The following is a 25,304-nucleotide window of genomic DNA, read 5'->3' as shown; positions in this document are numbered from 1 at the left end:
GCGCGAGTAAGGGGAGCGGTGATGAATGTTAAGAGCCAATCTTCCCCCGCTGCGGCGGCGTCCCCCGAAATTGCTCCGCCGCAGGATGAGGTGGTGAAAAAGGAAAGCCTTGGCAGCTTCCTGTGGTTCCTTGCCAAGCTGCTGATCGCGGTGCTGTTGTTCCGCAGTCTGGTGTTTGCGCCGTTTTCGATTCCCTCCGAAAGTATGCTGCCGCGGCTGTGGAACGACGATTACCTGCTCGCGGCCAAATGGTCCTATGGCTATTCGAACAATTCGCTACCCTTCAACGCTCCATTGATACCGGGGCGCATTTTCGCAAGCCAGCCCGAACGCGGCGATGTGGTGATTTTCAAACATCCGATTGACCGCACCGATTACATCAAGCGGGTGATCGGCCTGCCGGGTGACAGCGTGGCGCTGGTCGATGGACAGATCCTTCTCAATGGCGAACTCGTCCCGCGCGAGGCATTGCCGGATTTCGACATTCCGATGTCGCTCAACACACCCTGTGCCTGGGGCGGAGACGAAGCCGATGGCGCGGGCGGCGCGGCGGTCTGCCGCTACAAACGGTTCCGCGAAACGCTGCCGGGCGGGCGCAGCTATGACGTGCTCGATTTTGGCAATGTCCCCGCAGACTCTTACCCGCCCAAGATCATTCCCGAAGGGCATTTGTTCGTACTGGGCGACAACCGCGACAATTCGCGCGACAGCCGATTTGAGGCACGGCGCGGCGATGCAGTGGGGATCGTGCCGCAGGAAAACCTCGTGGGCGAGGCCAGCATCATCATCTGGTCCACCGATGGCAGCGCCGAGTGGGTCAAGCCTTGGACATGGTTTTCCGCCGCCCGCTGGGGCCGGATTGGGCGCACGATATGAGCGAGCTTTCCCCCGAAACGCGCGAATGGCTCACCGCGACCGGTTTCGCCGTGTGCAACGACAGCGTGTGGGTCGAAGCCTTGACCCATGGCAGCTTTAACTCCGGCCTGCTGGGTGCCGCGCCAGAGCCAGATTATCAGCGGCTCGAATTTCTGGGTGACCGGGTGCTGGGTCTGTCGGTGGCGAGCTGGCTCTACCGCGCCAGCGATAACCACGAAGGCCAGCTGTCGCAGCGGCTTAATGCATTGGTCAGCGGGGCAACCTGCGCGCGCATCGCCCGCGCCATTGGCGCAGGCGCGCATATCCGGCTGGGCAAGCAGGCGCGCGAGGATGGCGGCGCGGATAGCGACAACATTCTGGGCGATGTGATGGAATCGCTGATCGGGGCGTGCTTTGTCGAAAACGGCTATGATGTGGCCCGCGAAACGATCTACCGCCTCTGGGAAAGCGAGCTTGGCGGCGATGCAGGCAAGTCGAAACATCCCAAAAGCGCGCTGCAGGAATGGGCAGCGGGCAATCGCCGGGCGATGCCGCATTATTCCGTGGTCGAACGCAGCGGTCCCGACCACGCGGCGCGCTTTACCGTCGAGGTCAGCATCCACAATGTCGGCGCGGCCCAAGCCATCGCCAGCAGCAAGGGCGAGGCAGAAAAGCTCGCCGCAAAGGCATTTCTGGAGGAATTCGGTTGACGAAGTATAGCAATACAAAGGGACGAAGCCGCGAGGCTTCGCTAGGCCAAGTGGCCGCCCGCAGCCGCTCCGCCGCGCAGCAGTGGAAGCGCGGCGAGGAAGTCATGCAATGACCCAACAAAAATGCGGCATGGTGGCCGTCATCGGCGCGCCCAATGCGGGCAAATCGACACTGGTCAATCAACTTGTCGGGCAGAAGGTCGCGATCACTTCGGCCAAGGCGCAGACCACCCGCGCGCGAATGCTGGGTATTGCCCTGCACGGTCCGGTGCAGATGGTGCTGGTCGACACGCCCGGCATATTCGCGCCCAAGCGGCGGCTGGACCGCGCGATGGTCAGCGCCGCATGGGAGGGCGCGGACAGCGCCGATGCAATCCTGCTGATCGTCGATCCGATCAAGCAGCGGCGGCACGAATTGGAGCCGCTGCTCGCATCATTGGAAAACCGCCCCGAGCGCAAGATCCTCGTGCTGAACAAGGTTGACCGCGCCAAGAAGGAACCGCTGCTGGCACTGGCGCAGGAAATCGGCGCGCGCATGGCGTTCGAAGAGGTGTTCTTCGTCTCCGCACTGACCGGCGATGGCGTGGCCGAAATGAAAGATGCACTGGCCGCGATGATGCCCGCCGGCGAATGGATGTATCCCGAAGATCAAGTGTCGGACGCCTCAGAGCGCCTACTAGCCGCCGAGATCACTCGCGAACAGCTTTACGCGCAATTGCACGAGGAACTGCCCTATGACGCCGCCGTGCGCCCGGAAAGCTACACCGTGCGCCCCGATGGCAGCGTCGAGGTGCGCCAACAGATCGTGATCGCCCGCGACAGCCAAAAACCCATCGTTCTGGGCAAAGGCGGGGCCAAGATCAAAGCCATCGGCGAGGCCGCGCGCGCCGAACTGGCGGAGATTCTGGGCGTCAAGGTCCACCTGTTCCTTCACGTGAAAGTGTCGGAAGGCTGGAGCGAGGACAAGGAAGTGTTCGAGGAAATGGGGCTGGACTGGGTGCGGTGATGGTGACGTCATCCTGGTGCCAAGTTGCGCCCATTGCGGTGACCGTAGCCGACGAAACGGATACGCAATAGTTTAAGTCTTCACATCTTGCCGGGCTTGACCCGGGGCGACGATAGAGTGGCTGAATGTTTCGCAGCCTTCGCTGGGAGGACGGGGGAGGCAGCCGCCTCCTACCGCTTCTTCGCAATCGCAATTTTCTGCTGTTTGGCAAAGGTCTTGGCCGAATCCTCGCTGCGGCCCAGCGCTTTTGCGATTTGTTTCAGGCCTTGCCCTTTGGAGGCAAGCAGGCGCAGCTTGGCCGCCTCGTCGGCGTTCCACGGCTGTTTGTGTCGTTCAAAGGTTTCCTTGGCCATGGCCGCGCGCCCTAACGGGTCCGGCGCGGTTTGGCGATAGGGAGCGGTTTACCCTCGCCCCAGCTTCTCCAGCTTTGCCTTGAGCGCCGCTTCATCAAACGGTTTCACGATGTAATCATCCGCCCCTGCCGCGATGCCTTGGTGGATGTCCGTGGCCGCGCCGTTGGAGGTGCAGAACACCACCACCGGCGGTTTGGGGGTCGGGATGGCGCGCAGGCGTTTGACGAATTCGATGCCGTCCATTTCGGGCATGTTCCAATCGGTCAGCACCAATCGCGGCATTGCCTGTTTGCAGCGCGCCAGCGCCTCTTCGCCGTCCTGTGCCTCGACCGGAATATAGCCGAGGCTCTTGGCGATCTTGCTCGAAACCTTGCGGATCACGCGGCTGTCATCGACGATCAGACAGATGTTGGCCTGCTGCACTTGCGACTGCGGCGCGGTGCCATCGCGCATGGCCTTTGCCGCGCGCACGATCGCGTCGATGTCGTGTTCCGACGACCCTACGCCAAGCGCCTCGCGCACGTCCTGTGGCGTAGCGATCGGCGTTCCATCTGGTGCATCATCACGTGCACTGCCCTGCGGCCGCGCATTCGCAAGCTTTTCGACCAGCGTCTTGCCTTCCAGACCTTGCGCCCGTTTATGCGCGCCGGTGGTGCGTTTGATCAGATTTTGAATGGCTCGGCCTCCCCTGCGAGCGAGGCGAAGCGGCCTTCGCGCTGAAATTCTTCCTCGTAATCGTGCCCATATTCGGGGTCATAATCATCACGATATTGGGGGGCGTAGTCGTGTTCCAGCGGGTCCATTTTTGGCTGTTCGGCTTCCGCTCCGGTATCGCCTGCCGCTTCGCCCGGGGTCAGGCGAATATGCAGATAGGGCATCCAGATGTCGCCATATTCGACTTTTTGGTACCATACGTCGATCACGTCATAACTCGCCCAAATGCCTCCGGGCGCGCGCAGGCGGATGCCTTCGCCAATGCGCGGCACAGCGGCAAAGCGAATCCGCTCCTGCGTCTGATGAGTCTCGTTCTGGACTTCGATTTCAATCACAGCATTTGTCCCCGGTCTTTGCGCAGAGATAGGGGACAATACTAAATGATTTACCAACGCCGCAGCGGCGCTAGCCCGGATTGCGCGGGATTCTTGCAGGATTGAGGCGGTGACGCTCTATGCGGCTGAGCTAGTCGCTGATTTTGCCGCGCTTTTGCCGGTCGCAGCCTTCTTCGCGGGAGCCTTCTTAGCCGTCGTCTTTTTCGCTGGAGCCTTTTTTGTGGGAGCCTTTTTCTTGGGCGCGGCTTTGCGGCCCTTCTTCTTGGGCGGACCCTTGGCTGCACGCGCATCGATCAATTCGATGGCCTGCGCCGCTTCGATATCCTCTGGCTTTACGTCTTTGGGCAAAGTCGCATTGGTCGTGCCATCGGTGACATAGGGGCCATAGCGGCCCGGCATCACCTTGATCTCGCCGCCGCTGGTCGGGTGTTCGCCCAGCACCTTTATCGGTTCGGCCTTGCCGCGCGTGCCGCCTTTGCGATTGGCGGCCTCCGCCAGCAGAGCGACCGCTGCGTTCATGCCGGTGTCGAACACGTCAATCGTGCTGGTCAGCTTGGCATATTTGCCATCGTGGCGCAGGTATGGGCCATAGCGTCCGATGGCAGCCTCGATCTCCAGACCGGTTTCAGGATGCGCGCCGATGATGCGCGGCAGATCAAGCAGTTTCGCCGCCCATTCGACCCCGAAATCATCAATATCCTTGGGGATGCTCGCGCGTTTTTTCGTCTCGCCATCAGCCATTTCGACATAGGGGCCAAAGCGCCCGGTCTTGCGGTGGATGTCCGCGCCGGTCTCGGGGTGCTGGCCCAGAATACCGTCTTCGCCGCCATCCTCTCCGTCCCCGCCCGGCTGCGCAAAGCGGCGGGTGAATTTGCATTCGGGATAGTTCTGACACGCGACGAAGGCGCCGAATTTGCCGCCGCGCAGGCTCAATCTCCCGCCTTCGCGCCCTTCGCTGTCGCACAGCGGGCAGTGGCGCGCGTCCTTGCCATCCTCGCGCGCTGGAAACAGGAAGTCGGAGAGATATTCATCAAGCGCTTCGGTCACTTCGGAGGGCAGTTTTTCCATGACCTCATCGGCCTTGGGCTTGAAATCGTGCCAGAATTTGGCGAGCAGCGCTTTATAATCCTCGCGCCCATCGGACACCACGTCGAGTTCATCTTCCATCCCGGCGGTGAAATCATAGGCGACATAGGTGGGGAAGAACCGTTCGAGAAAAGCGGTCAACAGTCGTCCGCTTTCCTCTGCGAAGAAACGGTTTTTCTCCATCCGCACATAGTCGCGGTCGCGCAGGGTCTGGATGGTCGAAGCATAGGTCGATGGGCGCCCGATGCCGAGTTCCTCCAGCCGTTTGACCAGGCTGGCCTCGGAAAAGCGCGGCGGCGGCTGGGTGAAATGCTGGTTCGCCTCAACCCCGGTCTTGGCCGGAACGTCGCCCTGCCGGATCATCGGCAACAGGCCGCCTTCGTCGTCGTCCCCGCCGTCCGAATTGTCGTCGAAGCCTTCCTGATAGACCGCGAGGAAGCCGGGGAATTTGATTACCTGCCCGGTCGCGCGCAATTCATGCTGGCCGGTCGCATCGCGCAGGGTGACGGTGGTGCGTTCCAGCTGCGCGGCGGACATCTGGCTGGCCATCGCGCGTTTGAAAATCAGCGAATACAGCTTTGCCTCGTCGCCCGACCCTGCGCCATCCTTGCTGAAATTGGTCGGACGGATCGCTTCATGCGCTTCCTGAGCATTCTTCGCCTTGGTGCTGTAGAAGCGCGGCTTTTCCGGGCGATATTCCTTGGCAAAGCGTTCTTCGATGGCGTCACGCGCGGCCAATATCGCGCTCATGTCCATCTGCACGCCGTCCGTCCGCATATAAGTGATCGCGCCCGCTTCATACAGCGACTGTGCGCAGCGCATCGTGTGGCTGGCAGAAAAGCCAAGCTTGCGCGCGGCCTCTTGTTGCAGGGTCGAAGTGGTGAACGGCGGCGAGGGATTGCGTTTGAGCGGCTTGGTCTCAACCCCCTCGACGGTAAAGCGCCCGGCTTCGACGGCGGCTTTCGCCTCCAGCGCGATGCCTTCATGGCCGAGCGAGAGCTTCTCCAGCTTCTCGCCCCTAAACCGCACCAGCCGCGCATCGAACGCGGTCCCGTCATGCTCCAGCCGCGCGAGCACCGACCAATATTCATCCGCGCGAAACGCCTCGATCTCGCGCTCGCGGTCAACGATCAGCCGCAGCGCCACCGATTGCACCCGGCCCGCCGATTTCGCCCCGGGCAGTTTGCGCCACAGCACCGGAGACAAGGTAAAGCCGAACAGATAATCGAGCGCGCGGCGACCCAGATAGGCATCGATCAGCGGCTGATCGAGCTCGCGCGGGCTCTTCATTGCCTCGGTCACGGCCTGCTTCGTGATCGCGTTGAAGGTCACACGGTCAACCTTGGTCGGCAGCGCCTTGCGCTTTTTCAGCAGCTCGCGGACATGCCAGCTGATCGCCTCACCCTCGCGGTCAGGGTCGGTCGCCAGCACCAGCCGCGATGCCCCCTTGGCCGCATCGGCGATTTCCTTGAACCGGCTCTGTTTGTCCCGGTAAAGTTCCCAATCCATCGCAAAATCTTCATCCGGGCGCACGCTGCCATCCTTGGGCGGCAGATCGCGGACGTGGCCATAGCTGGCGAGAACCTTGAAATCCGCGCCGAGATATTTCTCGATAGTCTTCGCCTTGGCCGGCGATTCAACGATGACAAGCTGCATGAGAGAGGTCTGAAATCCTTACACGTGTGTATGCGCGCGAGAGTGGGGCGGGTTTTAGATGCCCGTCAAGTGGTCATTCAAACACCTCGGCCAGTTGCTCTCGGTCGTCGCGCATCAGGCGGTATGCTCCGACCGCAAAGGCCGCGTAGACCACTGATCCGGCCGCTTCGACCGCGGCGGCCAGAACGCTAGAAGCGATGCTGCCTTCACCCAGCACAACGGTCATACCCCCAACCACCGCGCCCACCGCGATCAACGCGATCAGCAGGATCAGCACCGCCCCGAACAACGACCAGCCATGCCCGCGCGTCATGTCCCAGCTATCGCCAAAGGAATCCATTGCCCGGTCATCGCGGTCAATCACCACCGCGAGCAACGGCGTCCAGCGAATGGCCAGAATGACGCCTGGCACGATGATGAGGACCAGCCCGAAACCAATCGCCAGCGAACCCAATATGTAAATGCCAAGATAGGGCCAGAACCGCCCGAAACCGGGCGAGTCCGTCCGTTTCGTCATCGCGGCATAGAGCCAGTAATGCGCCAGCAATCCGATCACGAACACGCCCAGAACCACGACCACCGCCAATGCGCCCTGATCGATCAGCGCCTGATCGATCATCAACCCGAAATTAAACAGATCGCCGTTGTCTGCACCCTGCCCATCGAAATATTGCGACAGCGCACCCAGCGGGATCATCAGCGCCAGATACACAGCGACAATTCGGCCATGCTCCTGAAACTGGTCCGAAGTCGCAGATAGCAGGCTGGAAAGGCTCACTCGGTCATTCATTGGCGCTTTACCCCTTAATAATCTGCGCTGTGGCCCCGGTCCCTTGCCCTTCAGGCTCCGATCAGGTCAAGGACCGATGCCCGTCAAACTCACCAACCCGCCGCCATGCCGTTCCAGCTCACCGCTCAATTCCAGTTCGAGCAGCGCCATTTGCACCGCCGCCCCGCTCGCGCCGGATTGGCGGATCAATTCATCGACCGCAATCGGCGCAGCGGATAAAAGTCCCGCAATCGCGGCTGCGCCTGCGTGCGGGTCGGCGCTTTCCAGTTCGCTGTAATCGTAAAGCGCAGCGTCTTCGCCCAGCCGATAGGTGGAACGCGGTGCGCCGGTGAAATCTTGTAGCAATTCCATCACATCCTCAGGCGAGCTGACGAGCACCGCGCCGTCGCGGATCAATTGATTGCAGCCATGCGAGCGGGCATCGAGCGGAGAACCGGGGATCGCCATCACCTCGCGCCCCGCCTCCCCCGCCAGCCGCGCGGTGATAAGGCTGCCCGATTGCAGCGCTGCCTCCACCACCAGAGTGCCATTGGCCAATCCGGCAATGATGCGGTTGCGGCTGGGGAAATGCCGCCCGCGCGGCTCGGTCCCCGGCGGCTGTTCGGCGATCAGCAGACCCTCTGCCGCGATGCGGTCCTGCAAGGCGGCGTGCTGCGGCGGATAGGCAATGTCGATCCCGCTGGCGATCACTCCGATGGTGCCGCCAGCCCGCGCAGCGAGCGCCGCTTCATGCGCGGCCCCGTCGATCCCGCGCGCGAGGCCACTGACAATCGTGAAGCCCGCATTAGCCAACGCCGCGGCAAAATCGCGCGCCAGCTTGATCGCCGCAGCCGAGGCATTGCGCGCGCCGACCATCGCCGCGCAGGGGGCCGAAGCCAGTTCCAGCCGCCCCTTGCAGGTGATGATCGGCGGCGCGCTGTCGATTGCGTCGAGCAACGCGGAATAATCGGCCTGATCGTGAAACAGATAGCGCGCACCGGCGCCGCGTACCCCTTCGATTTCGCGTTCGATCCGGTCGGCGGGCGCTGGGCGATAGGGCACCTTGCCCCGGCTGGCGAGGTCGGGCAGCGCCTCGATCGCCGCCGCCGCGCTGCCGAACCGGGCGAGCAATTGGCGATAGCTGACTGGGCCGATATTGGGCGAACGCAGCAAGCGGATGCGCGCGAAGGCCTCAGCTTGGGTCAGCGCGGGGGTTCCGCTCACTTCTTGCCGCCGATTTTCGGTTCCTCACCCTTCATCAGGCGGGCAATATTGGCGCGGTGAAGGTAGATTATCAGCCCCGCAATCGCCGCAAGCACCGGGAAAAACTGCGGATAGCCGAACAGCGCCGAGGCTGCTGCGGCAGCGACAACCGCGCTCATCCCGGCGAGGCTGGAAATGCGGAAAATGCCAAGCATCGAAAGCCAGATCAGCGCGTAGGCCAGCCCGATGGGCCAGGCGAGGCCAAACGACACTCCGGCATTGGTGGCGACACCCTTCCCGCCCTTGAAGCCGAGCCAGACGGGATAGCAATGCCCGATCACCGCGCCGCCCGCCGCAAACGCCTTTGCCACGTCGCTGATGTCCCCCGCCCAGATCATCCCGGCGGCGATGACAGGTGCCAGCCCCTTGAGCAGATCGAGCAGCAACGTCCCCGCCGCCAACCCCTTGTTCCCGGTGCGCAGGACATTGGTCGCACCGATATTGCCGCTGCCGATATTGCGCACATCGCCCAGCCCGGCCGCGCGGGTCAGCAGCAGGCCAAACGGGATGGAGCCGGACACATATCCGATCAAGGCTGCAAGAATTGGTTCCACTAATCTCTCTCATCCGGTCGCCCCAAGCTTGTCTAAGGGCTGCACTTTCTTCTAGGGGCTTGGTAAGAAAAGAAAAGGACAGGGCTTCGACAAGCATGTCCTGAGCCTTTCGAAGGGCTCAGCCCGAATGGAGTTATTTTTGTCGGCCCAGGCTCTCTCTCCCATCCTGTTGTTCGATTCCGGTGTCGGCGGGCTGACCGTTTACGATGCGCTGCGTGCTGCCTTGCCTGATGCGCCGATCATCTATGCAGCCGATTTCGCTGGTCTGCCCTATGGCACCAAATCAGAGGCAGAAGTCGCCGCGCGGGTCGCCGGATTGCTTGGCCGGATGAGCGAACGCTTCGCCCCGCGCCTCGCCTGCATCGCCTGCAACACCGCCAGCACAATTGCGCTGGGCATGGTGCGCGAAGTGCTCGAAATCCCGATTGTCGGCACAGTCCCCGCGATCAAACCCGCCGCCGGCTTGACCCGCAGCGGCGCGATTGGCCTGATCGGCACACAGGCCACCGTCCGGCAGGCCTATATTGACGATCTGGAAGCCCGCTTTGCGAACGGCAATCGCCTGCTGCGGATCGCGGCCCCGGGTCTGGTGCGCTGCGCCGAGGCAAAGCTGCGCGGTAAGCCCTATGACACATCCGCCATCGCTGAGGCGGCAGAGCGGCTGCGCGCGATGCCCGGCGGCGACGAAATCGACACTTTGGTGCTTGCCTGCACCCATTTCCCGTTGCTGGCCGAAGAATTGGCGGCGGCCTTTGGACCCGATGTCGCGTTGATCGACGGGGCAAAGGGGATCGCCGCCCGGATTGCCGAGCTGACGCAGGGTCAAGCCATGGCGAAAGACCGGGCCGACCGATTTGTCATCACCGGACCGATCGAGGCAGCCCACGGACTTGAACAGGCGCTCAGCAGCCGGGGTTTCGGCGTGCCCGAATTGTTCTAATCTGCAAATCATTCGCAAAGATCGTGGTTTTCAACCGCGCCGCACTTGCTAAAACGCAGCCCTCTGAAACCAAGGGGCCATCAGGGGGTTGTATGGCCTGTATTGTTGGAAATTTGGACGTGAAGAGCCTGCCAAACGGGCCGTCCGACACTGCGAGAGCGTGAGACAAGTGAATTACGACCAAATTTTCGACGCCGCGATTGACCGCCTCCACGAAGAAGGGCGCTACCGCGTCTTCATCGACATCATGCGCAACAAGGGTGCCTATCCCAACGCGCGCTGTTTCCACGGGCACAATGGCCCGAAACCGATCACCGTGTGGTGTTCCAACGATTATCTCGCCATGGGTCAGCACGAAGTCGTCATCAGCGCGATGGAGGCCGCGCTGCACGATGTCGGCGCGGGATCAGGCGGCACGCGCAACATCGGCGGCAACACCCATTTCCACGTCGAGTTGGAACAGGAGCTTGCAGACCTGCACGGCAAGGAAACCGCGCTGCTGTTCACCTCGGGCTATGTCTCCAACGATGCAACACTGTCGACGCTGGCGAAATTGCTGCCTGGCTGCGTGATCTTCTCCGACGAACTCAACCACGCCAGCATGATCGCAGGGATCCGCAATTCGGGCTGCGAAAAGCGGGTGTTCCGCCACAATGACGTGCGCCACCTCGAACAATTGCTCGCCGAAGAGGACCCGAACACGCCCAAACTGATCGCGTTTGAAAGCGTCTATTCGATGGACGGCGACGTCGCCCCAATCCACGCGATCTGCGACCTGGCCGAGAAATACAACGCGCTGACCTATATCGATGAAGTCCACGCGGTCGGCATGTACGGCGCGCGCGGCGGCGGCATTTCGGAACGCGACAACGCCGCGCACCGCATCGACATTATCGAAGGCACTCTGGGCAAGGCGTTCGGCGTCATGGGCGGCTATATCGCGGCGAGCACCAAGGTGGTCGATTGCATCCGCAGCTATGCGCCGGGATTCATATTCACGACCTCGCTGTCGCCCGTGCTGGTCGCGGGCGTGCTGGCATCGGTGCGGCACCTCAAACAATCCAATGCGGAACGTAACGCGCAGCAACAGGCCGCCGCCACGCTCAAGCTGAAATTTGCCGAAGCCGGTCTGCCGGTGATGGACAGCACCACCCACATCGTCCCGCTGATGGTTGGCGATCCGGTGCGCGCGAAGAAGATCAGCGACATCCTGCTCGCCGAATACGGTGTCTATGTGCAGCCAATCAACTTCCCCACTGTGCCGCGCGGGACAGAACGCCTGCGCTTCACCCCCGGCCCGCACCACACCGAGCCGATGATGACCGAACTGACACAGGCGCTGGTGGAAATCTGGGACCGGCTGAAACTGGAACTGGCAGAGGCGGCGTGAGCGCGATGAATTTCGATGATGTCATCCTCGGTCGCCGCAGCATTCGCGGCTATCTCGACAAGCCGGTGCCGCGCACGCTGATTGAGGAGGTGCTGGCGCTGGCGATGCGCTCGCCCACTTCGATGAACACCCAGCCGTGGCATTTCCATGTCATAACTGGCGAGCCGCTCGACCGTATCCGGCGCGGCAACACCGAACGGATTCTGGCCGGCGAGCCCGACAGCCGCGAATTTCGCCGGGGCGAGCCGTTCGCAGGCGTCCACCGCGAACGCCAGATCGGCGTTGCCAAGCAGCTTTTCAGCGCCATGGGCATCGAACGCGACGACAAGGACGCGCGGCAGGATTGGGTGCTGCGCGGGTTCCGCCAATTCGACGCGCCAGTCTGCGTGATCGTCACCTATGACCGCGAATTATCAGGCAGCGACGACACTGCGTTTGATTGCGGCGCGGCCACGACGGCGCTGGTCAACGCCGCATGGTCGCGCGGGCTCGGCTGCGTGATCAATTCCCAAGGCATCATGCAAAGCCCGGTGGTGCGCGAACATGCCGGGATTCCCGACGATCAGGTGATCATGAAAGCGGTAGCGCTAGGCTGGCCCGACCCGAATTTTCCCGCCAACGCCGTGGTGAGCGAACGCAAGCCAGTGGAAGAAGCCGCGCGGTTTGTGGGGTTTGATTAGGGCGGATAGGCTTATTATCAGAGGTCAGCGTTTTGGAATTGTCTCTTTAGAATTTTGCGACCGTGATTAGATGCGGAACAGCCACTCCGCCTTTGCCGTCACCCCAGCGAAAGCTGGGGCCCTGGGGCAGCAAGGCGCAGAGTTTGCCGCTTGAGATCCCAGCTTTCGCTGGGAGGACGATAAAGTGCGGTTTTGGCGTCAAGACTCGAACGTCAAATCTGGATGACAAGGCGCTTAAATTCCGCCCCCACCACCAAAGCGGGGCGCGCCAAATTAACGCAAACTCACCACATTGTTGCTGGCTTCGCGCACGCGGGTGCCGTTGAAAAGGCTCAGCATTGGTTCGTCTTCGACCACCACAACCCGCGCATCGCCAAAGCCGTTGAAACCGGTCTTCATCGCCGCGCCATAGGCACCAAGCATCCCGATCTCGATGAAATCGCCGGCCTGAATGTCGCCGGGCAGCGCAAACGGGCCGGCCATGTAATCGGCATCGTCGCAGGTCGGGCCGTAAAAGGCGAAGTCTTCCTTGGCATCGCGCAGATCGTCTTCCAGCGCCTCCACGGGGAACCGCCATGCGACATGCGCCGCATCATACAGCGCGCCATAGGCACCGTCGTTGATGTAAAGCTCATTCCCGCGGCGCTTTTCGACCTTGACGATCATGCTCGAATATTCGGCGCACAGCGCACGGCCCGGCTCGCACCAAAGCTCGGCGTTATAGGCAATCGGCAGAGCGTAAAAGTGCTGGTGGATGATGGCAAAGTAATCTTCGAGCGGCGGCGGCTCCATGCCCGGATAGATCGAGGGGAAGCCCCCGCCGACATCGATCATATCGATCACCACCGAAGCCTCGGCAATGGCGGCGCGGGTGCGGTCGAGCGCTTGCACAAAGGCAAACGGGCTCATCGCCTGGCTGCCGACGTGAAAACAAATGCCCAGCCAGTCGCAATGCTGGCGGGTCTGCTGGAGCAGCAGCGGCGCCTCGGTCAGGTCGCAGCCGAATTTGCTCGCCAGCGACAGCTCCGAATATTCGGACGACACGCGCAGCCGCACGCACAGGCGCAGGTCGCTAGCCGGTTCGCCGGTTTCAGGATCGCGGCAGGCATCGACGATCTTCTCCAATTCCTCGACCGAATCGAGGCTGAAGGTTTTTACACCGTGCTGAAAATAGGCTTCGCGGATAGCACTGGGCGTCTTGATCGGGTGCATGAAACACAGCGTGGCATCGGGCAGCGCCGCGCGCACCAGCCGCACCTCTGCGATCGAGGCGACGTCGTAATGGGTTACGCCCGCACCCCACAGCACCGCGATCAGATCGGGCGCAGGATTGGCCTTCACCGCATACAGAACCTTGCCGGGGAAACGATCGGCAAAGAAACGGGCGGCCCGCCGCGCAGCATGCGGGCGGTTAAGGATAATCGGCTCATCCGGGCGAAGAGCCCGCGCTACAGCCTTGGCGTCAGGATAGATGTGCAACTCAAGGGACCCCCAGAAGGTTTAGTTGGTAGAACCAAACGGTTTTGAGGCTGCCTTGCGGTATGTCCCTTGGGGCAGCGGAAGAGCGCGTATAGTTACCTTGTGCAAATACGCAAACGAAAAAACGCGCGCCATGTTTGGCCATTTCCCGATCAGCGTATGCAAGCGGAAATCGTTCCGAAATTATTGAAATCCGACGCGCGGAACCTGGTCGACCGTGCCGCGCTCGCTATCGTCAAGCTGGTTGAAGTCTGCGGGGTGAAAACCGATCGCTCCGGCAAACAGCACCGCCGGGAAATTTTCGCGCGCGGTGTTGTAACGCGCCACGGCCGCATTCAGTGCACGGCGCGCGGCGGCAAGCTTGTCCTCGATATCGGCCAGTTCGCGCTGCAATTCCTGAAAATTGGCTGAGGCCTTCAGGTCAGGATAGGCCTCCCCCAGAGCCAGCAGATTGTCGAGCGCGAGGCGCAGGCCTTTTTCGCTGCCGCTGTCGGGATCGCCCTTCGCCGCTGCATTGCGCGCTGCAATCACCGCCTCCAGCGTGGTCGCCTCATGCCCGGCATAGCCCTTCACCGTTTCAACGAGGTTGGGGATCAGATCGTGCCGCTGGCGCAATTGCGCGTCGATATCGGCGGTGCCCTGACGGACATTCTGCCTTAACCCGACAAGCCGGTTGTAAATGCCGATCACTAGGAATGCGGCCAGCACCCCCGCGCCAAGAACGATCCAGATCACGAAATCCATTGTCCACCCCTCCTATACCGGGCACGATGATAGTAGCGGGAAAACGGTTAAGGGAAAGGGGCCGAATGCGCGCGGATATTCAGGGTCTGATGGAGGGCGAGCTGGGAAACTGGCTGTCTGGCCAACAATCCATGCGCGAGGCCGCCCGCGCAAAGGCGCACAATCGCTGGTTCTATGGCGGGATCGCGGCGCTGCCGGTGCTGGCGTTTCTGTGGTTTGCGCCGTGGTTTGGCAATTTCAAGATCGTGCTGGCGGCGTTTGCGTTTCTGGGCGTCTCGGCCTGGGGCTATATGCCGATTGCCGAGGCAAAGAAGGCGATCAAGACCGGCATCAATTCGGCCATCGCGCGGCATTTCGGCATTGCCTATTCCCACGATGTCACCCCCGGCGCCGAATATGAAGCGGCGCGCACTTACGGCCTGCTCCCCGGCAGCGACCGCGAGGGGTTCGAGGATTGCTGGCACGGCACGCTCGAAGGGCACGGCTTCCAACTGTATGAAGCGCATCTGGAAGAGCGGCGCGGATCGGGCAAGAATCGCCGCTGGGTCACGGTGTTTCGCGGGGTCATCATACGGATGGAATTTGGCCGAAGGTTCCATTCGACCACCCTGCTTCAGCGCAAAGGCAAGCACAAGAAATGGCTGGGCCTGGGCGGGCGGGCCGATCATGCCAGCTTTCGCGGCCACCGGCTCGATTACGTCGATCAGGTCCACCCCGATTTCGAGGATGTGTTCGAGGTGTGGAGCGACGATCAGGTTGAGGCGCGGGTGCTGATCCACCCCTCCTATATCGAGCATTTGCTGGCGCTGGAACGCGCATTTGGCGGCAAGGCGGTGCGTGCGCTGTTCGCGCGCGGAGAGGTCATCCTAGCGGTGGAAAGCAGAAATTTGTTCGAAAGCGGTTCAATGAACGCTGATGAGGATCACGCGCGGGTGGCAGAAGCCGCAGAGCAGTTCGGCGCGATGGCGGGCCTCGCGCTGGCGATCAACCAGAACGAACGCGGGCGGGTGCTGCGCGGGGGTTAGCCCAAAGGTCTAACTCAGCCGGTCGCGGAAATCTTCGTAATCGAAGCGCTTGATGCATTCGAGCGCGTCGGTTTCGCTGTCCCACAGCCAAATCGAGGGCAATTGCACGCCGTTGAAAGTATTGGTTTTGACCATCGAATAATGCGCCTGATCGAGGAATGCGAAACGCGCGCCGGGATCGGCGGGCACCGGCAGGCGGTAATCGCCGATCACGTCGCCGGCGAGGCAGGACGGCCCGCCAAGGCGCAAGGGGATGATGTCGGGATCGGACAGTTCGCCCAGCATGGCCGGGCGATAGGGGGCCTCCAGCACATCGGGCATATGGCAGGTCGCGCTGATATCGGTGATGCCAACGGGCACTTCGTTGATGAACGTGTCGAGCAGAGTGCCCACCAGAATTCCGGCGTCGAGCGCCACCGCCTCGCCGGGCTCAAGTATGATTTCCGCGCCGGTGTCCTCGGCCGCGTCTTTCAGGAATTGCACCAGTTCATCGCGTTCGTAATCAGCGCGGGTGATGTGGTGACCGCCGCCCATGTTGATCCATTTGAGCTGGCCGAAATACGGCTCGATCACGTCGAACACCCGGTCCCACGTCTGTTGCAGTGGTTCGAAGGTCTGTTCGCACAGATTGTGGAAGTGGATGCCCTCCACCCCTTCCATGTGCTCTTCGGTCAGTTGGTCGAGCGGGAAGCCGAGCCGCGATCCCGGCGCGGAGGGATCGTATTTCGCTACCTCTCCGGTGGGCACCTGCGGGTTGATGCGAAGGCCCACCGACACATCGCCGCCCGTGGTCGCCGCGTGTTCGAGGATCAGCGCCGCGCGCTGCATCTGGCTGGGCGAATTGAAAATCACGTGGTCCGACAGACGGCAGACTTCTTCAAGGTCCTCCGGCTTGTAAGCGGCGGAATAGGTGGCGATCTCGCCGTCGTAGAACTCCGAAGCGAGGCGCGCTTCCCACAGGCCGCTGGTGGACACACCGTCGAGATATTCTCCGATGATCGGCGCGACCGACCACATGGAGAAAGCCTTTAATGCAGCGAAGACCTTTATATTCGCGCCGTCTGCCGCAGCCGTATCGCGGATAGCGGCGAGCAATTGACAATTGGCGCGAATCTTTGCGGCGTCCACAACGAAGGCGGGGCTGTCGACACGCGAAAGGTCAAACTGGGCGAAAGCGCCCGGATCACCGGCTTTGGTTTGCATTGTGAGCTTTGCTCCGTTTTGTATCACGCAAAGACGCGAAGAGGTCATTTGGTGCTGCCACCACCGCGATGATTATTAACGACCCGCCTGACGCCATCTTTGAACATCGCCTGCCCAAAATTCACCAGCAGACCAAGTGGCAGACCGGTGAGCCGCAAATAGGTCAAGAGCTGCTTACCGTGGATCGGCGCAAGCTTTTCGACCGATTTCAATTCGACGATCAGGCTTTCTTCAACCAGGAGATCAATCTTGAATGCGTTGTCTACGACAACGCCATTGTATTTCAGCGGCACGTTGACTTGGCGACGCACATTCAACCCAGCCTGACGAAGTGCCTCGGCCATCAACGCCTCATAGGCCGATTCCAGCAGACCAGGACCCAAGTCATTGTGGATATGGAACCCACAATCCAGAACTGTACGGGCAAGGCGCTCAATTTCGTCAGGGTTCAACATCTTTGCGTCTTCGCGTGAAAAAATCAGAACCCAACCGGCCCGTCCATTTCCTCGACTGTCCATGGCAGGCCATGCGCATTGAGCATTTCCATGAAGGGATCGGGGTCCAATTCCTCGACGTTGAACACGCCGTCCCCTGCCCATTTTCCGGTCACCATCATCGCCGCGCCGATCATGGCGGGGACGCCGGTGGTGTAGGATACGGCTTGGTTGCCGGTTTCCTCATAGGCGGCCTCGTGTGAACAGATATTCTTGATGTAGAACGTCTTTTCGCCGTTGCCATCCAGCGCCTCTCCGGTGGCAATCACGCCGATATTGGTGTTGCCCTTGGTCGTTTCGCCCAGAGTCTCAGGCTGGGGCAGGACGGCGGCGAGGAATTGCAGCGGGATGATGTCCTTGCCCTGATACTTCACCGGATCGATCCGCGTCATCCCGACATTCTGCAGCACAGTCAGATGCTTGATATATTCATCGCCGAACGTCATCCAGAACCGGGCGCGCTCCATTTCGGGGTTGAATTTGGCGAGGCTTTCCAGCTCCTCGTGATACATCATGTACATGTTCTTGGGGCCAACCCCCTCGAAGTCGAATTCGACCTTTTTGCCCATCGCCGGGGTTTCGACGAATTCGCCGTTTTCCCAATGCCGCGCCGGGGCGGTCACTTCGCGGATGTTGATCTCCGGGTTGAAATTGGTCGCAAAGGCCTGACCATGATCGCCGCCATTGCAATCGAGAATATCGAGCTGGCGGATCGTTTTGAGCTTATGCTTCTTCAGCCACATGGTGAAAACGCTGGTCACACCCGGATCGAACCCCGAACCCAGCAGCGCCATCAATCCCGCTTCGGCAAAACGGTCGTGATAGGCCCATTGCCAGTGATATTCGAACTTCGCCTCGTCCTTGGGCTCGTAATTGGCGGTGTCGAGATAGTGCACGCCAGCGGCAAGGCAGGCGTCCATGATTGGCAGATCCTGATACGGCAGCGCGAGATTGACGACGAGGCTCGCATCCACCTTCTTGATCAGGTTGATCATCGCCGGGACTTCCTCGGCGTCGATTTCATAGGTGGCGATATCGGCGCCGCAGCGCTGCTTCACGCTGGCGGCAATCGCATCGCACTTGGACTTCGTCCGGCTGGCAAGGTGAATTTCTGGGAAAATAGCGGGGTTGAACGCCATTTTGTGAACGCAGACCGAGCTGACGCCCCCTGCCCCGATGACCAGAACTTTCGACATACACATGAGCCTTTCAAAATCGAATCTTGCGCACGCCATTAGGGCAAAGCGCAGGGGCGCTCAAATGATCCGGTGTTTCCTACAGGCGGCAAGGTCTGTAACGGGTGAATATGATTAAAGTTGCCCTCCCAACCGCCTTTACCGAACCGCGCGCCGACGACGGCCAGAGTTTCGCCTCTGGACAGTGTGTCAAGTGTGTCAGGCAGGGCGGAGGTAAGCCGCAATGACGCGGTTTCCGGACCATGCAGGCGTGATCGACGCCGCGCGCAGCATCGCCGCTATCCTGCCGCCGACCCCGTTGCTGCCGGCGGAGATCGGCGGCACTGTATGCTGGGTGAAAGCCGAGAACCTGCAACCCATCGGCGCGTTCAAGATCAGGGGCGGCTGGTGGCGGCTGTCCAACCTGACACCCGAAGAACGCAGGGCCGGGGTGGTCGCGGTGTCATCGGGGAACCATGCGCAGGGCGTGGCGTGGGCGGCGCGCAGGCTAGGGATCGCGGCAACCATCGTGATGCCACGCGATGCGCCAGAGGTGAAGCTGGCAAGCACCCGCGCGCTGGGTGCCGAAGTGGTGCTTTACGACCGTCCCGGAGAGGACCGCGACGCGGTCGCCGCCCGGCTGATCGCGGAGCGCGGCGGCGTGCTCGTCCATGCCTTTGGCGACCCCTGGGTGATAGAGGGGCAAGGCAGCGCCGGGATCGAGGCGGCTGCGCAATTGGGGCGTGCGCCTACGCGGATAATCGCCTGCTGCGGCGGCGGCGGTCTCGCAGCGGGACTGGCGCTGGCGTGCCCGGACAGCGCGATCCATCTGGTTGAACCCGAAGGCTGGGACATGGTCGGGCAGGCGCTGGCGGCAGGCGAAATCGTCCACGCAGGGCCGGACGCGCCGCGCACGATCTGCGACGCGCTGCAACCCACCGCGACCAAGCCGATCAACCTCAACGTGCTGAGCGGCCGAGCCGAGCCGGGCGTCACCGTCACCGACGCAGAGGTGCGCCATGCGCAGCGCTGGGCCTTTGCCCATTTGCAACTGGTGATCGAACCTGGCGGCGCGGCAGCACTGGCAGCAGCACTGGCGGGCAATGTGCCGTTGGACGAAGGAACCGTCATCATGGTAACCGGCGGCAATGCCGACCCTGCAGCCTATGCCCGAACGTTGTCACATGCGGACTAGCTGTGGAAACCGTCACATTGCCGACACGCTGGACGAATATGACAAGAGCTTAACCGCCTGCAGGGCGGCAGCCCCCTCGAACCAAGGCCATCAAGACTATGCCTGATACTCTGACAATACAGCCCAAACGAATCATCGAAGATGCGGTGGTGCGCAAGGACGGCAAGGTCGGCGACAAACTGCTCGACAAGGCCTTCGCTTTGGCATTCAACGGTCTCGTCTATGCGCAGATCTGGGAAGACCCGGTGGTCGATATGGAGGGACTTGCGATCCAGCCCGACAGCCGCGTGATGTGCATCGCCAGCGGATCGTGCAACGCGCTGTCCTATCTCACCGCAAACCCGGCGCAGGTGACAGCGGTTGACCTCAACCGCGCACATGTCGCGCTGGGCCAGCTCAAGATCACCGCGATCAGACATCTGCCCAATTACGAACGGTTCCAGCGCTTCTTCGGCCATGCCGATCACGCCGAGAACAAGGCGGTTTACAAGGAGATGATTGCCCCGCATCTCGACACGGAAAGCCGCAAGTACTGGGAAAAGCGCGACATCAAAGGCCGCCGCCGGATCAGCTACTTCACCAAAGGGCTGTATAAGCGCGGGTTGCTGGGCAACTTCATCGGCCTCGCGCATCTGTTTGCCAAGCTCTACAAGATCGACCTGACCAAACTGCTCAAGGCCGAAACGTTGGAGGAACAGCGCGCGGTGTTTGAGAAGGAACTCGCTCCGGTGTTCGACAAGAAGTTCATTCGTTGGCTGACCAATCAGCCCGCCTCGCTGTTCGGCCTCGGAATCCCGCCTGCGCAGTTTGACGAGTTGGCGGGCGATGAACGCATGGCAGAGGTGCTGCGGCGGCGGTTGGAAAAGCTCGCCTGCGACTTCGAGATCAAGGACAATTACTTCGCCTGGCAGGCCTTTGGCCGCGGCTATGACCGTTCCGAACAGGCACCGCTGCCGCCCTATCTCCAGCGCAAGAACTGGGAAATCATGCGCGAGCGGATCGACCGGCTGGACGTCGTGCGCGCCAATATGGTGCATTGGATCGGCGACCGCGAAGAGGCTTCGATGGACCGGTTTGTGCTGCTCGATGCGCAAGACTGGATGAACAATGCGCAGCTTGACGAATTGTGGGGACGGATCACCCGCGCCTCTCGTCCCGGCGCGCGCGTGCTGTTCCGCACTGCGGCTGTGCCAACCATGCTGCCCGGACGGCTCGACGATGCGATCCTGTCAAAATGGCGCTATCTCGAAGAGACATCAGCCGATCTGACCGCGCGCGACCGTTCGTCAATCTATGGCGGCGTGCATCTGTATGAGCTGGCCTGATGGCCGCACAAACAGCACAGGGCGGCCATGCAGCGCTGATGGACAGCGTCTATAAGGGGCAGCGCCACATCTATGATCTGACGCGCAAATACTATCTGTTCGGGCGCGACACACTGATCGAAGGGCTGAACGCGCGGCCCGGCACGCGCGTGCTCGAAGTCGCCTGCGGCACCGGGCGCAACCTCGACAAGATCACCAAGGCGTGGCCGGGGGTGAAACTGTATGGCCTCGATATCTCCGCCGAAATGCTCAAGAGCGCGCGCGCGGCATTGGGGGATGAGGCCCGGCTGGTCGAAGGCGATGCATGCAGCTTCGATGCGCCCGCGCTATTTGGTGAGGACAGGTTCGACCGGGTCGTGCTGTCCTATTCGCTGTCGATGATCCCCGATTGGGAGGGTGCCTTTGCCCATGCCGCGCGCCATCTGGCCGTCGGCGGCGAATTGCACGTGGTTGATTTCGGCGATCTCAGCGGATTGCCGGGGCCGCTGGAAAAGCTGCTCCATGCGTGGCTGGCGAAATTCCACGTTGCGACCCGCAGTGCACTGCCCGAAACCGCAGCGCGGCTGGCTGCGGAGCATGGCCTGACCCTGACGAGCAAACGCGGCGGTCTGGGGTATTTCCAGCTGCATGTGCTTGCCGCAAAGTGAACCATACTCGGTTGCACTGAGCGCAATCTGCAATGAAGATGGCAGCATGCTTGGCGAAGTCGCGTTTATCGAAAGAATAAAACAGCTAGGTTCGTTTGATTGCGCTATAATTCCAAAGCCCACGGTTATTACAGTATATGGTGTAATTTCTACTCTTAGTGGTCAAGGTAAGTATATATTTTGTAAACTTTTTACTTCAGGCCACGCCAATTTAATCAGTCGGTCTGTGTTTCAGCAAGAGCTGAGGGTTTTCGAGAGAAGTTTTGGCCGCGCTGCATTTTTTATTCATGGGCATCCAGAATATTCTTCCGTCTCCGGTGAGAATGGTGATGATGGTGTTGCGAGCGGCTTCGGATTTCCCGTGATAGCGGTTGACAAGGGTTTTGGGGTATCATGTACGGTCGGATCAAACTGATGAAAATGCGGTTTTTAGTTCTGGTTTTTATAATCTGCACCTCATGTGAAAATGATGAGGCAGTGGGTACGTCGTTAGAAATTGATGACAAGACTTACTCTGAACGTCTAAACGTCAACCATTATGAAGCATGCGCCGATGCAGAAAGGGCTTATCCCGATTATGAGTTGTTGCCCAATCGTTCTGCTAAAGCCTATCTGAAGTACCGTCACCAAGGTGAGAGAATTGGCGCGTTCTTAGCCTACAACGAGTATTACTGTGCGCTTCTGAAGAAAAATATTCAAGAAGGCGCGGAGAGATGCGTTGTGTTTACCCCAGCTTATGTTGGATTGGATGGCTCAGTGGAGTTTTGTATAGATAAGGATGGGATGATAACCGATTTTTTATAGCGAATTAACAGCCGCAAAGTAGGTTGCAATTGACAATCTTTTGCGCCTCTCGCAGTTAGGCACAAGAGTCGTTTCGAGAGGGGATTTGGAATGCAAGCGCAAATGCTCGCGCCCGCTGCCGTGCTGGTGGTGTGGACACTTATCATGTTGTTCTGGCTCGCAGGGGCCCGGCTTCCGGCAATGAAGAAGGCCGGGATTGACTTGGGTGACCGGCCCGGCGGACGCGGGCAAGACCTCGAAGGGCAGCTTGACCCCAAGGTCAATTGGCCCTCGCACAATTACAGTCACCTGACGGAACAACCCACGCTGTTCTACGCAATTGTGGTGACCCTTGCGTTGATGGGAGCTGGCGCGATGGACGTGTTGCTCGCCTGGATCTATGTCGGATTGCGGATCGTCCATTCGCTGTGGCAAGTGCTGGTCAACAAGGTTCCGATCCGGTTCCTGCTGTTCATTGGCGCGACTATCGCCTTGGTCGTGCTGGCAATCCGTGCGGTCTTGGCTACGGTGTTCGCCGATCCCAGCCTCGCCCCGCAATAATTCATCGAAAGGGCACGAACTGACATGATTGGTATGGACATTCTGCAGCCGGCTATCGCGCTGATGATCTGGACGATGATTATCTGGCTGTGGATGTATGTCACCCGCATCCCGGCGATGCAGAAGGCCGGAATTGACAGCAAGAACCTAGTTGGCGGTGTTGGGGCGGACTTGCGTCAAAAACTGCCAGACGCGGTCAATTGGAAGGCTGATAATTACAATCACCTACACGAAGCGCCCACTCTGTTTTACGCAGTGGCAATCGTGCTGGCGATCATTGGCCAAGGCGACGGGATGAACGCATTTCTCGCGTGGATTTACGTCGGGCTGCGCGTGGTACACTCGATTGTGCAAGTGACCGCCAACAAAGTGATCGTGCGGTTCGTGCTCTTTGCACTATCGAGCGTGGTGTTGATGGCGTTGATCCTGCACGCCGCGCTGGCAGTGTTCTGAACGCGAGGAAGGCGGCGGGTTATTCCGCCGCCTCAACCTGCGCCACATCGTGCGGGTTCGCAGCAAGGTAACGCTCCCCGTCGAGCGCCGCCATGCATCCCATGCCCGCCGCCGTTACCGCCTGACGATAGACGTGGTCGGTCACGTCGCCTGCCGCAAACACTCCGGGGATCACGGTCTTAGGCGTGCCCGGCTCGGTCAGCAGATACCCGCTGGCGTCCATTGGAAGCTTGCCCTTGAACAACTCGGTCGCAGGCGCGTGTCCAATGGCAACGAAAGCGCCGTCGACTTCGAGTGTAGAGGCTTCGCCCGATTGCGTGTCCTTTAGCATCAGATGATGCAGCGCGCCGTTTTCGCCCGCGGCAAAGCTTTCAACGGCCTTGTTCCACAGCACCGATATCTTGGGGTTCTTCATCAACCGTTCTTCGAGGATCTTCTCCGACCGCAGCGTGTCGCGGCGATGGATCAAGGTCACATCGTCAGAATGGTTGGTGAGATACAGCGCTTCCTCAACCGCAGTGTTGCCGCCGCCGATCACCGCGACCTTTTTCCCGCGATAGAAAAATCCATCGCAGGTTGCGCAGGCCGATACGCCCTTGCCGCCCAATTCCAGTTCGCCCGGAACACCCAGCCATTTGGCCTGCGCGCCGGTGCAGATCACCAGAGTGTCGCCAATATATTCATCGCCGCTGTCGCCGATCGCGCGAAACGGAGGGCCATTTTCCAGATCGACCGAAACGATCGTGTCCCACATCATCCGTGTGCCGACATGTTCGGCCTGCGCCTGCATTTCCTCCATCAGCCACGGTCCCTGCACCACGTCGCGGAAACCCGGATAATTCTCGACATCGGTGGTAATGGTAAGTTGGCCGCCGGGCTGAAGCCCCTGCACCACAATCGGAGCAAGCATCGCACGCGCTGCATAGATCGCGGCGCTGTATCCCGCCGGGCCGGACCCGATGATGAGCATTCTGGTGTGATGGGTGGCCATGTTGTGTCTCTTGCAAGGGGCTTATGGTGCGAAGGATATGGGAGCGTCTGCGCCGCTTGTCACGTCAACAGGCGTTCGCGCAGGCGAGCTTTCCTTGTCTCATCCACACCTAAAGTTTGTGCAAGATAGGCATCGACAGAGCCATGGCTGCGCTCAACCTGCGTCCAGTAGGTGGCGATGTATTCTTCGCGCACGCCCATCAGGTTGCGCACGGCTTCTGGCGCGATAATGCCGTAATGCGCCTCCATTCGGGGAAGCGACTGGCGTTCCAGAATATGCTGCGTCGGCGCGTCATTGGTGCGCAGGAATTCGCCCACCACATCGTCATGATGCACCCCCAGCACATGCAGCAGCAGGCTGGCGGCGATACCGGTCCGGTCCTTGCCCGCAAAGCAATGCACGAGGCTGCCGCCATCGCGGGTTTCAAGGGCTTCGAAATAGCGGGTGAACATGGCGATCATCGCAGGGTTCACCGGCATCTTTGTATAGACCGCAATCATTCGCTCGCGCGCTTTTTCCGGGGTCATTTCAACCCTGCCGCCCCCGCCTTCGTGTGGAGGGGAACTGGTCGTCTCACCATCAAAGGCGATCACATGCGCCGCAAAATCCGCATGGCGGCGGCACGGAAAGCCAGAGCGTTCGCTGGTGCCGCGCAGATCGATGATGGTGCGTATGTCGAGCGCTTGGATCGCATCAAGATCCGCCGCGCTCGCCTCCATATGCTGACCCGAGCGAAACAGCAGCCCGGTCTTTACCTGCGCGCCGCTGGCAGCCGCATAGCCGCCGTAATCGCGCAGGTTGTGGATGCCCTCAGTGGGCAAGAACGGCTCTTTGACAGGGTTGCGAATCATCGTCGGTATCCCTGACACCCCCGCGCATTGGCGGCAACAGCGCAGTCAGCACTTGGCCTTGACGGGC

At 60.7% G+C, this 25,304-nt stretch carries 28 protein-coding genes; 14 read left to right on the top strand and 14 right to left on the bottom strand.

Annotation, left to right across the window (positions count from 1 at the left end; translation table 11 throughout):
• The first annotated feature begins 21 nt into the window (after positions 1-21).
• The 3 genes from lepB (at position 22) to era (ending at position 2,571) form a co-directional block, all read left to right on the top strand.
• On the top strand, positions 22-876 hold the full coding sequence (gene lepB, locus ACM64M_RS06450; protein WP_416227846.1) for a signal peptidase I: 855 nt from the start codon (positions 22-24) through the stop codon (positions 874-876).
• Positions 873-1,565 (top strand): ribonuclease III, encoded by a 693-nt coding sequence (rnc, locus tag ACM64M_RS06445; RefSeq protein WP_416227845.1) that lies wholly within the window; start codon positions 873-875, stop codon positions 1,563-1,565. The genes lepB and rnc overlap by 4 nt, the downstream gene beginning before the upstream one ends.
• A 109-nt stretch (positions 1,566-1,674) precedes the next feature.
• Positions 1,675-2,571, top strand: coding sequence for a GTPase Era (gene era, locus ACM64M_RS06440; RefSeq protein WP_416227844.1), 897 nt, complete (start codon positions 1,675-1,677; stop codon positions 2,569-2,571).
• 170 nt (positions 2,572-2,741) lie between these two features.
• Here era and ACM64M_RS06435 read toward each other — a convergent pair whose 3' ends face one another.
• From ACM64M_RS06435 to plsY, 7 genes are all read right to left on the bottom strand, one after another.
• The gene (locus ACM64M_RS06435; protein ID WP_416227843.1) at positions 2,742-2,924 is read right to left on the bottom strand and encodes a hypothetical protein; all 183 of its coding nucleotides are present in this window, start codon (positions 2,922-2,924) and stop codon (positions 2,742-2,744) included.
• A gap of 48 nt (positions 2,925-2,972) precedes the next feature.
• Positions 2,973-3,446, bottom strand: a complete 474-nt coding sequence (locus ACM64M_RS06430) for a response regulator (RefSeq protein WP_416227842.1) — start codon at positions 3,444-3,446, stop codon at positions 2,973-2,975.
• Positions 3,447-3,586: 140 nt separating this feature from the next.
• A complete protein-coding gene (locus ACM64M_RS06425; RefSeq protein WP_416227841.1) occupies positions 3,587-3,973 on the bottom strand; it encodes a hypothetical protein in 387 nt (128 codons plus the stop codon).
• A 117-nt stretch (positions 3,974-4,090) separates the two neighbouring features.
• A complete protein-coding gene (gene topA / locus ACM64M_RS06420; protein ID WP_416227840.1) occupies positions 4,091-6,715 on the bottom strand; it encodes a type I DNA topoisomerase in 2,625 nt (874 codons plus the stop codon).
• 73 nt (positions 6,716-6,788) lie between these two features.
• Positions 6,789-7,505 carry a hypothetical protein gene (locus ACM64M_RS06415; protein ID WP_416227839.1) on the bottom strand — a complete coding sequence of 239 codons (717 nt, stop codon included), beginning with the start codon at positions 7,503-7,505 and terminating at the stop codon, positions 6,789-6,791.
• 66 nt (positions 7,506-7,571) lie between these two features.
• Positions 7,572-8,708 carry a DNA-processing protein DprA gene (gene dprA / locus ACM64M_RS06410; RefSeq protein ID WP_416227838.1) on the bottom strand — a complete coding sequence of 379 codons (1,137 nt, stop codon included), beginning with the start codon at positions 8,706-8,708 and terminating at the stop codon, positions 7,572-7,574.
• Complete coding sequence (gene plsY / locus ACM64M_RS06405; protein ID WP_416227837.1) at positions 8,705-9,301, bottom strand: glycerol-3-phosphate 1-O-acyltransferase PlsY; 597 nt, start codon at positions 9,299-9,301, stop codon at positions 8,705-8,707. Before plsY ends, dprA begins: the two co-directional genes overlap by 4 nt.
• A gap of 139 nt (positions 9,302-9,440) precedes the next feature.
• Here plsY and murI point away from each other — a divergent pair, with 139 nt between their 5' ends.
• From murI to ACM64M_RS06390, 3 genes are all read left to right on the top strand, one after another.
• Entirely contained in the window at positions 9,441-10,241 is an 801-nt protein-coding gene (gene murI / locus ACM64M_RS06400; RefSeq protein WP_416227836.1) for a glutamate racemase, read from the top strand.
• A 169-nt stretch (positions 10,242-10,410) separates the two neighbouring features.
• Positions 10,411-11,631 (top strand): 5-aminolevulinate synthase, encoded by a 1,221-nt coding sequence (gene hemA, locus ACM64M_RS06395; RefSeq protein ID WP_416227835.1) that lies wholly within the window; start codon positions 10,411-10,413, stop codon positions 11,629-11,631.
• A 5-nt stretch (positions 11,632-11,636) separates the two neighbouring features.
• A complete protein-coding gene (locus ACM64M_RS06390; RefSeq protein WP_416227834.1) occupies positions 11,637-12,311 on the top strand; it encodes a nitroreductase in 675 nt (224 codons plus the stop codon).
• Positions 12,312-12,584: 273 nt separating this feature from the next.
• Here the strand turns inward: ACM64M_RS06390 and ACM64M_RS06385 are convergent, their stop codons facing one another.
• Both ACM64M_RS06385 and ACM64M_RS06380 read right to left on the bottom strand, forming a co-directional pair.
• Complete coding sequence (locus ACM64M_RS06385; RefSeq protein ID WP_416227833.1) at positions 12,585-13,790, bottom strand: type III PLP-dependent enzyme; 1,206 nt, start codon at positions 13,788-13,790, stop codon at positions 12,585-12,587.
• Between the two features lie 183 nt (positions 13,791-13,973).
• Positions 13,974-14,534 (bottom strand): LemA family protein, encoded by a 561-nt coding sequence (locus ACM64M_RS06380; RefSeq protein WP_416227832.1) that lies wholly within the window; start codon positions 14,532-14,534, stop codon positions 13,974-13,976.
• A 65-nt stretch (positions 14,535-14,599) separates the two neighbouring features.
• Between ACM64M_RS06380 and ACM64M_RS06375 the strand changes: the two genes are divergently transcribed.
• Positions 14,600-15,559, top strand: coding sequence for a DUF3137 domain-containing protein (locus ACM64M_RS06375; protein WP_416227831.1), 960 nt, complete (start codon positions 14,600-14,602; stop codon positions 15,557-15,559).
• Between the two features lie 9 nt (positions 15,560-15,568).
• On the opposite strand, the gene ACM64M_RS06370 is transcribed toward ACM64M_RS06375, so the two are convergent.
• Genes ACM64M_RS06370 through ACM64M_RS06360 form a run of 3 tightly spaced genes read right to left on the bottom strand, consistent with a single transcriptional unit; the run spans position 15,569 to position 18,452 of the window.
• Positions 15,569-16,762, bottom strand: coding sequence for a carboxynorspermidine decarboxylase (locus ACM64M_RS06370; protein ID WP_416227830.1), 1,194 nt, complete (start codon positions 16,760-16,762; stop codon positions 15,569-15,571).
• 44 nt (positions 16,763-16,806) lie between these two features.
• Positions 16,807-17,217, bottom strand: a complete 411-nt coding sequence (locus tag ACM64M_RS06365) for a GxxExxY protein (protein WP_416227829.1) — start codon at positions 17,215-17,217, stop codon at positions 16,807-16,809.
• A gap of 23 nt (positions 17,218-17,240) precedes the next feature.
• Positions 17,241-18,452 (bottom strand): saccharopine dehydrogenase family protein, encoded by a 1,212-nt coding sequence (locus ACM64M_RS06360; RefSeq protein ID WP_416227828.1) that lies wholly within the window; start codon positions 18,450-18,452, stop codon positions 17,241-17,243.
• A 223-nt stretch (positions 18,453-18,675) separates the two neighbouring features.
• Between ACM64M_RS06360 and ACM64M_RS06355 the strand changes: the two genes are divergently transcribed.
• The 7 genes from ACM64M_RS06355 (at position 18,676) to ACM64M_RS06325 (ending at position 23,395) form a co-directional block, all read left to right on the top strand.
• Complete coding sequence (locus ACM64M_RS06355; protein WP_416227827.1) at positions 18,676-19,626, top strand: threonine ammonia-lyase; 951 nt, start codon at positions 18,676-18,678, stop codon at positions 19,624-19,626.
• A 98-nt stretch (positions 19,627-19,724) separates the two neighbouring features.
• Positions 19,725-20,951: a DUF3419 family protein gene (locus ACM64M_RS06350; protein WP_416227826.1), complete on the top strand. Its 1,227-nt coding sequence runs from the start codon at positions 19,725-19,727 to the stop codon at positions 20,949-20,951.
• Positions 20,951-21,598: a class I SAM-dependent methyltransferase gene (locus ACM64M_RS06345; RefSeq protein ID WP_416227825.1), complete on the top strand. Its 648-nt coding sequence runs from the start codon at positions 20,951-20,953 to the stop codon at positions 21,596-21,598. The genes ACM64M_RS06350 and ACM64M_RS06345 overlap by 1 nt, the downstream gene beginning before the upstream one ends.
• A 46-nt stretch (positions 21,599-21,644) precedes the next feature.
• Positions 21,645-22,013: a hypothetical protein gene (locus ACM64M_RS06340; protein ID WP_416227824.1), complete on the top strand. Its 369-nt coding sequence runs from the start codon at positions 21,645-21,647 to the stop codon at positions 22,011-22,013.
• A complete protein-coding gene (locus ACM64M_RS06335; protein ID WP_416227823.1) occupies positions 22,013-22,402 on the top strand; it encodes a hypothetical protein in 390 nt (129 codons plus the stop codon). The genes ACM64M_RS06340 and ACM64M_RS06335 overlap by 1 nt, the downstream gene beginning before the upstream one ends.
• Positions 22,403-22,492: 90 nt before the next feature.
• Positions 22,493-22,942 (top strand): MAPEG family protein, encoded by a 450-nt coding sequence (locus tag ACM64M_RS06330; RefSeq protein ID WP_416227822.1) that lies wholly within the window; start codon positions 22,493-22,495, stop codon positions 22,940-22,942.
• A 24-nt stretch (positions 22,943-22,966) separates the two neighbouring features.
• Positions 22,967-23,395 (top strand): MAPEG family protein, encoded by a 429-nt coding sequence (locus ACM64M_RS06325; protein WP_416227821.1) that lies wholly within the window; start codon positions 22,967-22,969, stop codon positions 23,393-23,395.
• Positions 23,396-23,414: 19 nt separating this feature from the next.
• Here the strand turns inward: ACM64M_RS06325 and trxB are convergent, their stop codons facing one another.
• Positions 23,415-24,386, bottom strand: a complete 972-nt coding sequence (gene trxB / locus ACM64M_RS06320; protein WP_416227820.1) for a thioredoxin-disulfide reductase — start codon at positions 24,384-24,386, stop codon at positions 23,415-23,417.
• A gap of 59 nt (positions 24,387-24,445) precedes the next feature.
• On the bottom strand, positions 24,446-25,237 hold the full coding sequence (locus ACM64M_RS06315; RefSeq protein WP_416227819.1) for a tyrosine-protein phosphatase: 792 nt from the start codon (positions 25,235-25,237) through the stop codon (positions 24,446-24,448).
• Between the last annotated feature and the right edge of the window lie 67 nt (positions 25,238-25,304).

Origin of the sequence: Qipengyuania sp. ASV99, from assembly GCF_047872805.1 — a bacterium.
Taxonomy (GTDB): domain Bacteria; phylum Pseudomonadota; class Alphaproteobacteria; order Sphingomonadales; family Sphingomonadaceae; genus Erythrobacter.
Note: the sequence above shows the minus strand (reverse complement) of the source record. Positions and strands in the feature narration are given on the sequence as shown.

Bases quoted from the DNA above. Each gene is read 5' to 3' on its own strand.
- lepB (WP_416227846.1), top strand. From the start codon at position 22: ATGAATGTTAAGAGCCAATCTTCCCCCGCTGCGGCGGCGTCCCCCGAA.
- rnc (WP_416227845.1), top strand. From the start codon at position 873: ATGAGCGAGCTTTCCCCCGAAACGCGCGAATGGCTCACCGCGACCGGT.
- era (WP_416227844.1), top strand. From the start codon at position 1,675: ATGACCCAACAAAAATGCGGCATGGTGGCCGTCATCGGCGCGCCCAAT.
- ACM64M_RS06435 (WP_416227843.1), bottom strand. From the start codon at position 2,924: ATGGCCAAGGAAACCTTTGAACGACACAAACAGCCGTGGAACGCCGAC.
- topA (WP_416227840.1), bottom strand. From the start codon at position 6,715: ATGCAGCTTGTCATCGTTGAATCGCCGGCCAAGGCGAAGACTATCGAG.
- ACM64M_RS06415 (WP_416227839.1), bottom strand. From the start codon at position 7,505: ATGAATGACCGAGTGAGCCTTTCCAGCCTGCTATCTGCGACTTCGGAC.
- ACM64M_RS06390 (WP_416227834.1), top strand. From the start codon at position 11,637: ATGAATTTCGATGATGTCATCCTCGGTCGCCGCAGCATTCGCGGCTAT.
- ACM64M_RS06380 (WP_416227832.1), bottom strand. From the start codon at position 14,534: ATGGATTTCGTGATCTGGATCGTTCTTGGCGCGGGGGTGCTGGCCGCA.
- ACM64M_RS06375 (WP_416227831.1), top strand. From the start codon at position 14,600: ATGCGCGCGGATATTCAGGGTCTGATGGAGGGCGAGCTGGGAAACTGG.
- ACM64M_RS06370 (WP_416227830.1), bottom strand. From the start codon at position 16,762: ATGCAAACCAAAGCCGGTGATCCGGGCGCTTTCGCCCAGTTTGACCTT.
- ACM64M_RS06365 (WP_416227829.1), bottom strand. From the start codon at position 17,217: ATGTTGAACCCTGACGAAATTGAGCGCCTTGCCCGTACAGTTCTGGAT.
- ACM64M_RS06360 (WP_416227828.1), bottom strand. From the start codon at position 18,452: ATGTCGAAAGTTCTGGTCATCGGGGCAGGGGGCGTCAGCTCGGTCTGC.
- ACM64M_RS06355 (WP_416227827.1), top strand. From the start codon at position 18,676: ATGACGCGGTTTCCGGACCATGCAGGCGTGATCGACGCCGCGCGCAGC.
- ACM64M_RS06350 (WP_416227826.1), top strand. From the start codon at position 19,725: ATGCCTGATACTCTGACAATACAGCCCAAACGAATCATCGAAGATGCG.
- ACM64M_RS06345 (WP_416227825.1), top strand. From the start codon at position 20,951: ATGGCCGCACAAACAGCACAGGGCGGCCATGCAGCGCTGATGGACAGC.
- ACM64M_RS06340 (WP_416227824.1), top strand. From the start codon at position 21,645: ATGCTTGGCGAAGTCGCGTTTATCGAAAGAATAAAACAGCTAGGTTCG.
- ACM64M_RS06335 (WP_416227823.1), top strand. From the start codon at position 22,013: ATGAAAATGCGGTTTTTAGTTCTGGTTTTTATAATCTGCACCTCATGT.
- ACM64M_RS06330 (WP_416227822.1), top strand. From the start codon at position 22,493: ATGCAAGCGCAAATGCTCGCGCCCGCTGCCGTGCTGGTGGTGTGGACA.
- ACM64M_RS06325 (WP_416227821.1), top strand. From the start codon at position 22,967: ATGATTGGTATGGACATTCTGCAGCCGGCTATCGCGCTGATGATCTGG.
- trxB (WP_416227820.1), bottom strand. From the start codon at position 24,386: ATGGCCACCCATCACACCAGAATGCTCATCATCGGGTCCGGCCCGGCG.
- ACM64M_RS06315 (WP_416227819.1), bottom strand. From the start codon at position 25,237: ATGATTCGCAACCCTGTCAAAGAGCCGTTCTTGCCCACTGAGGGCATC.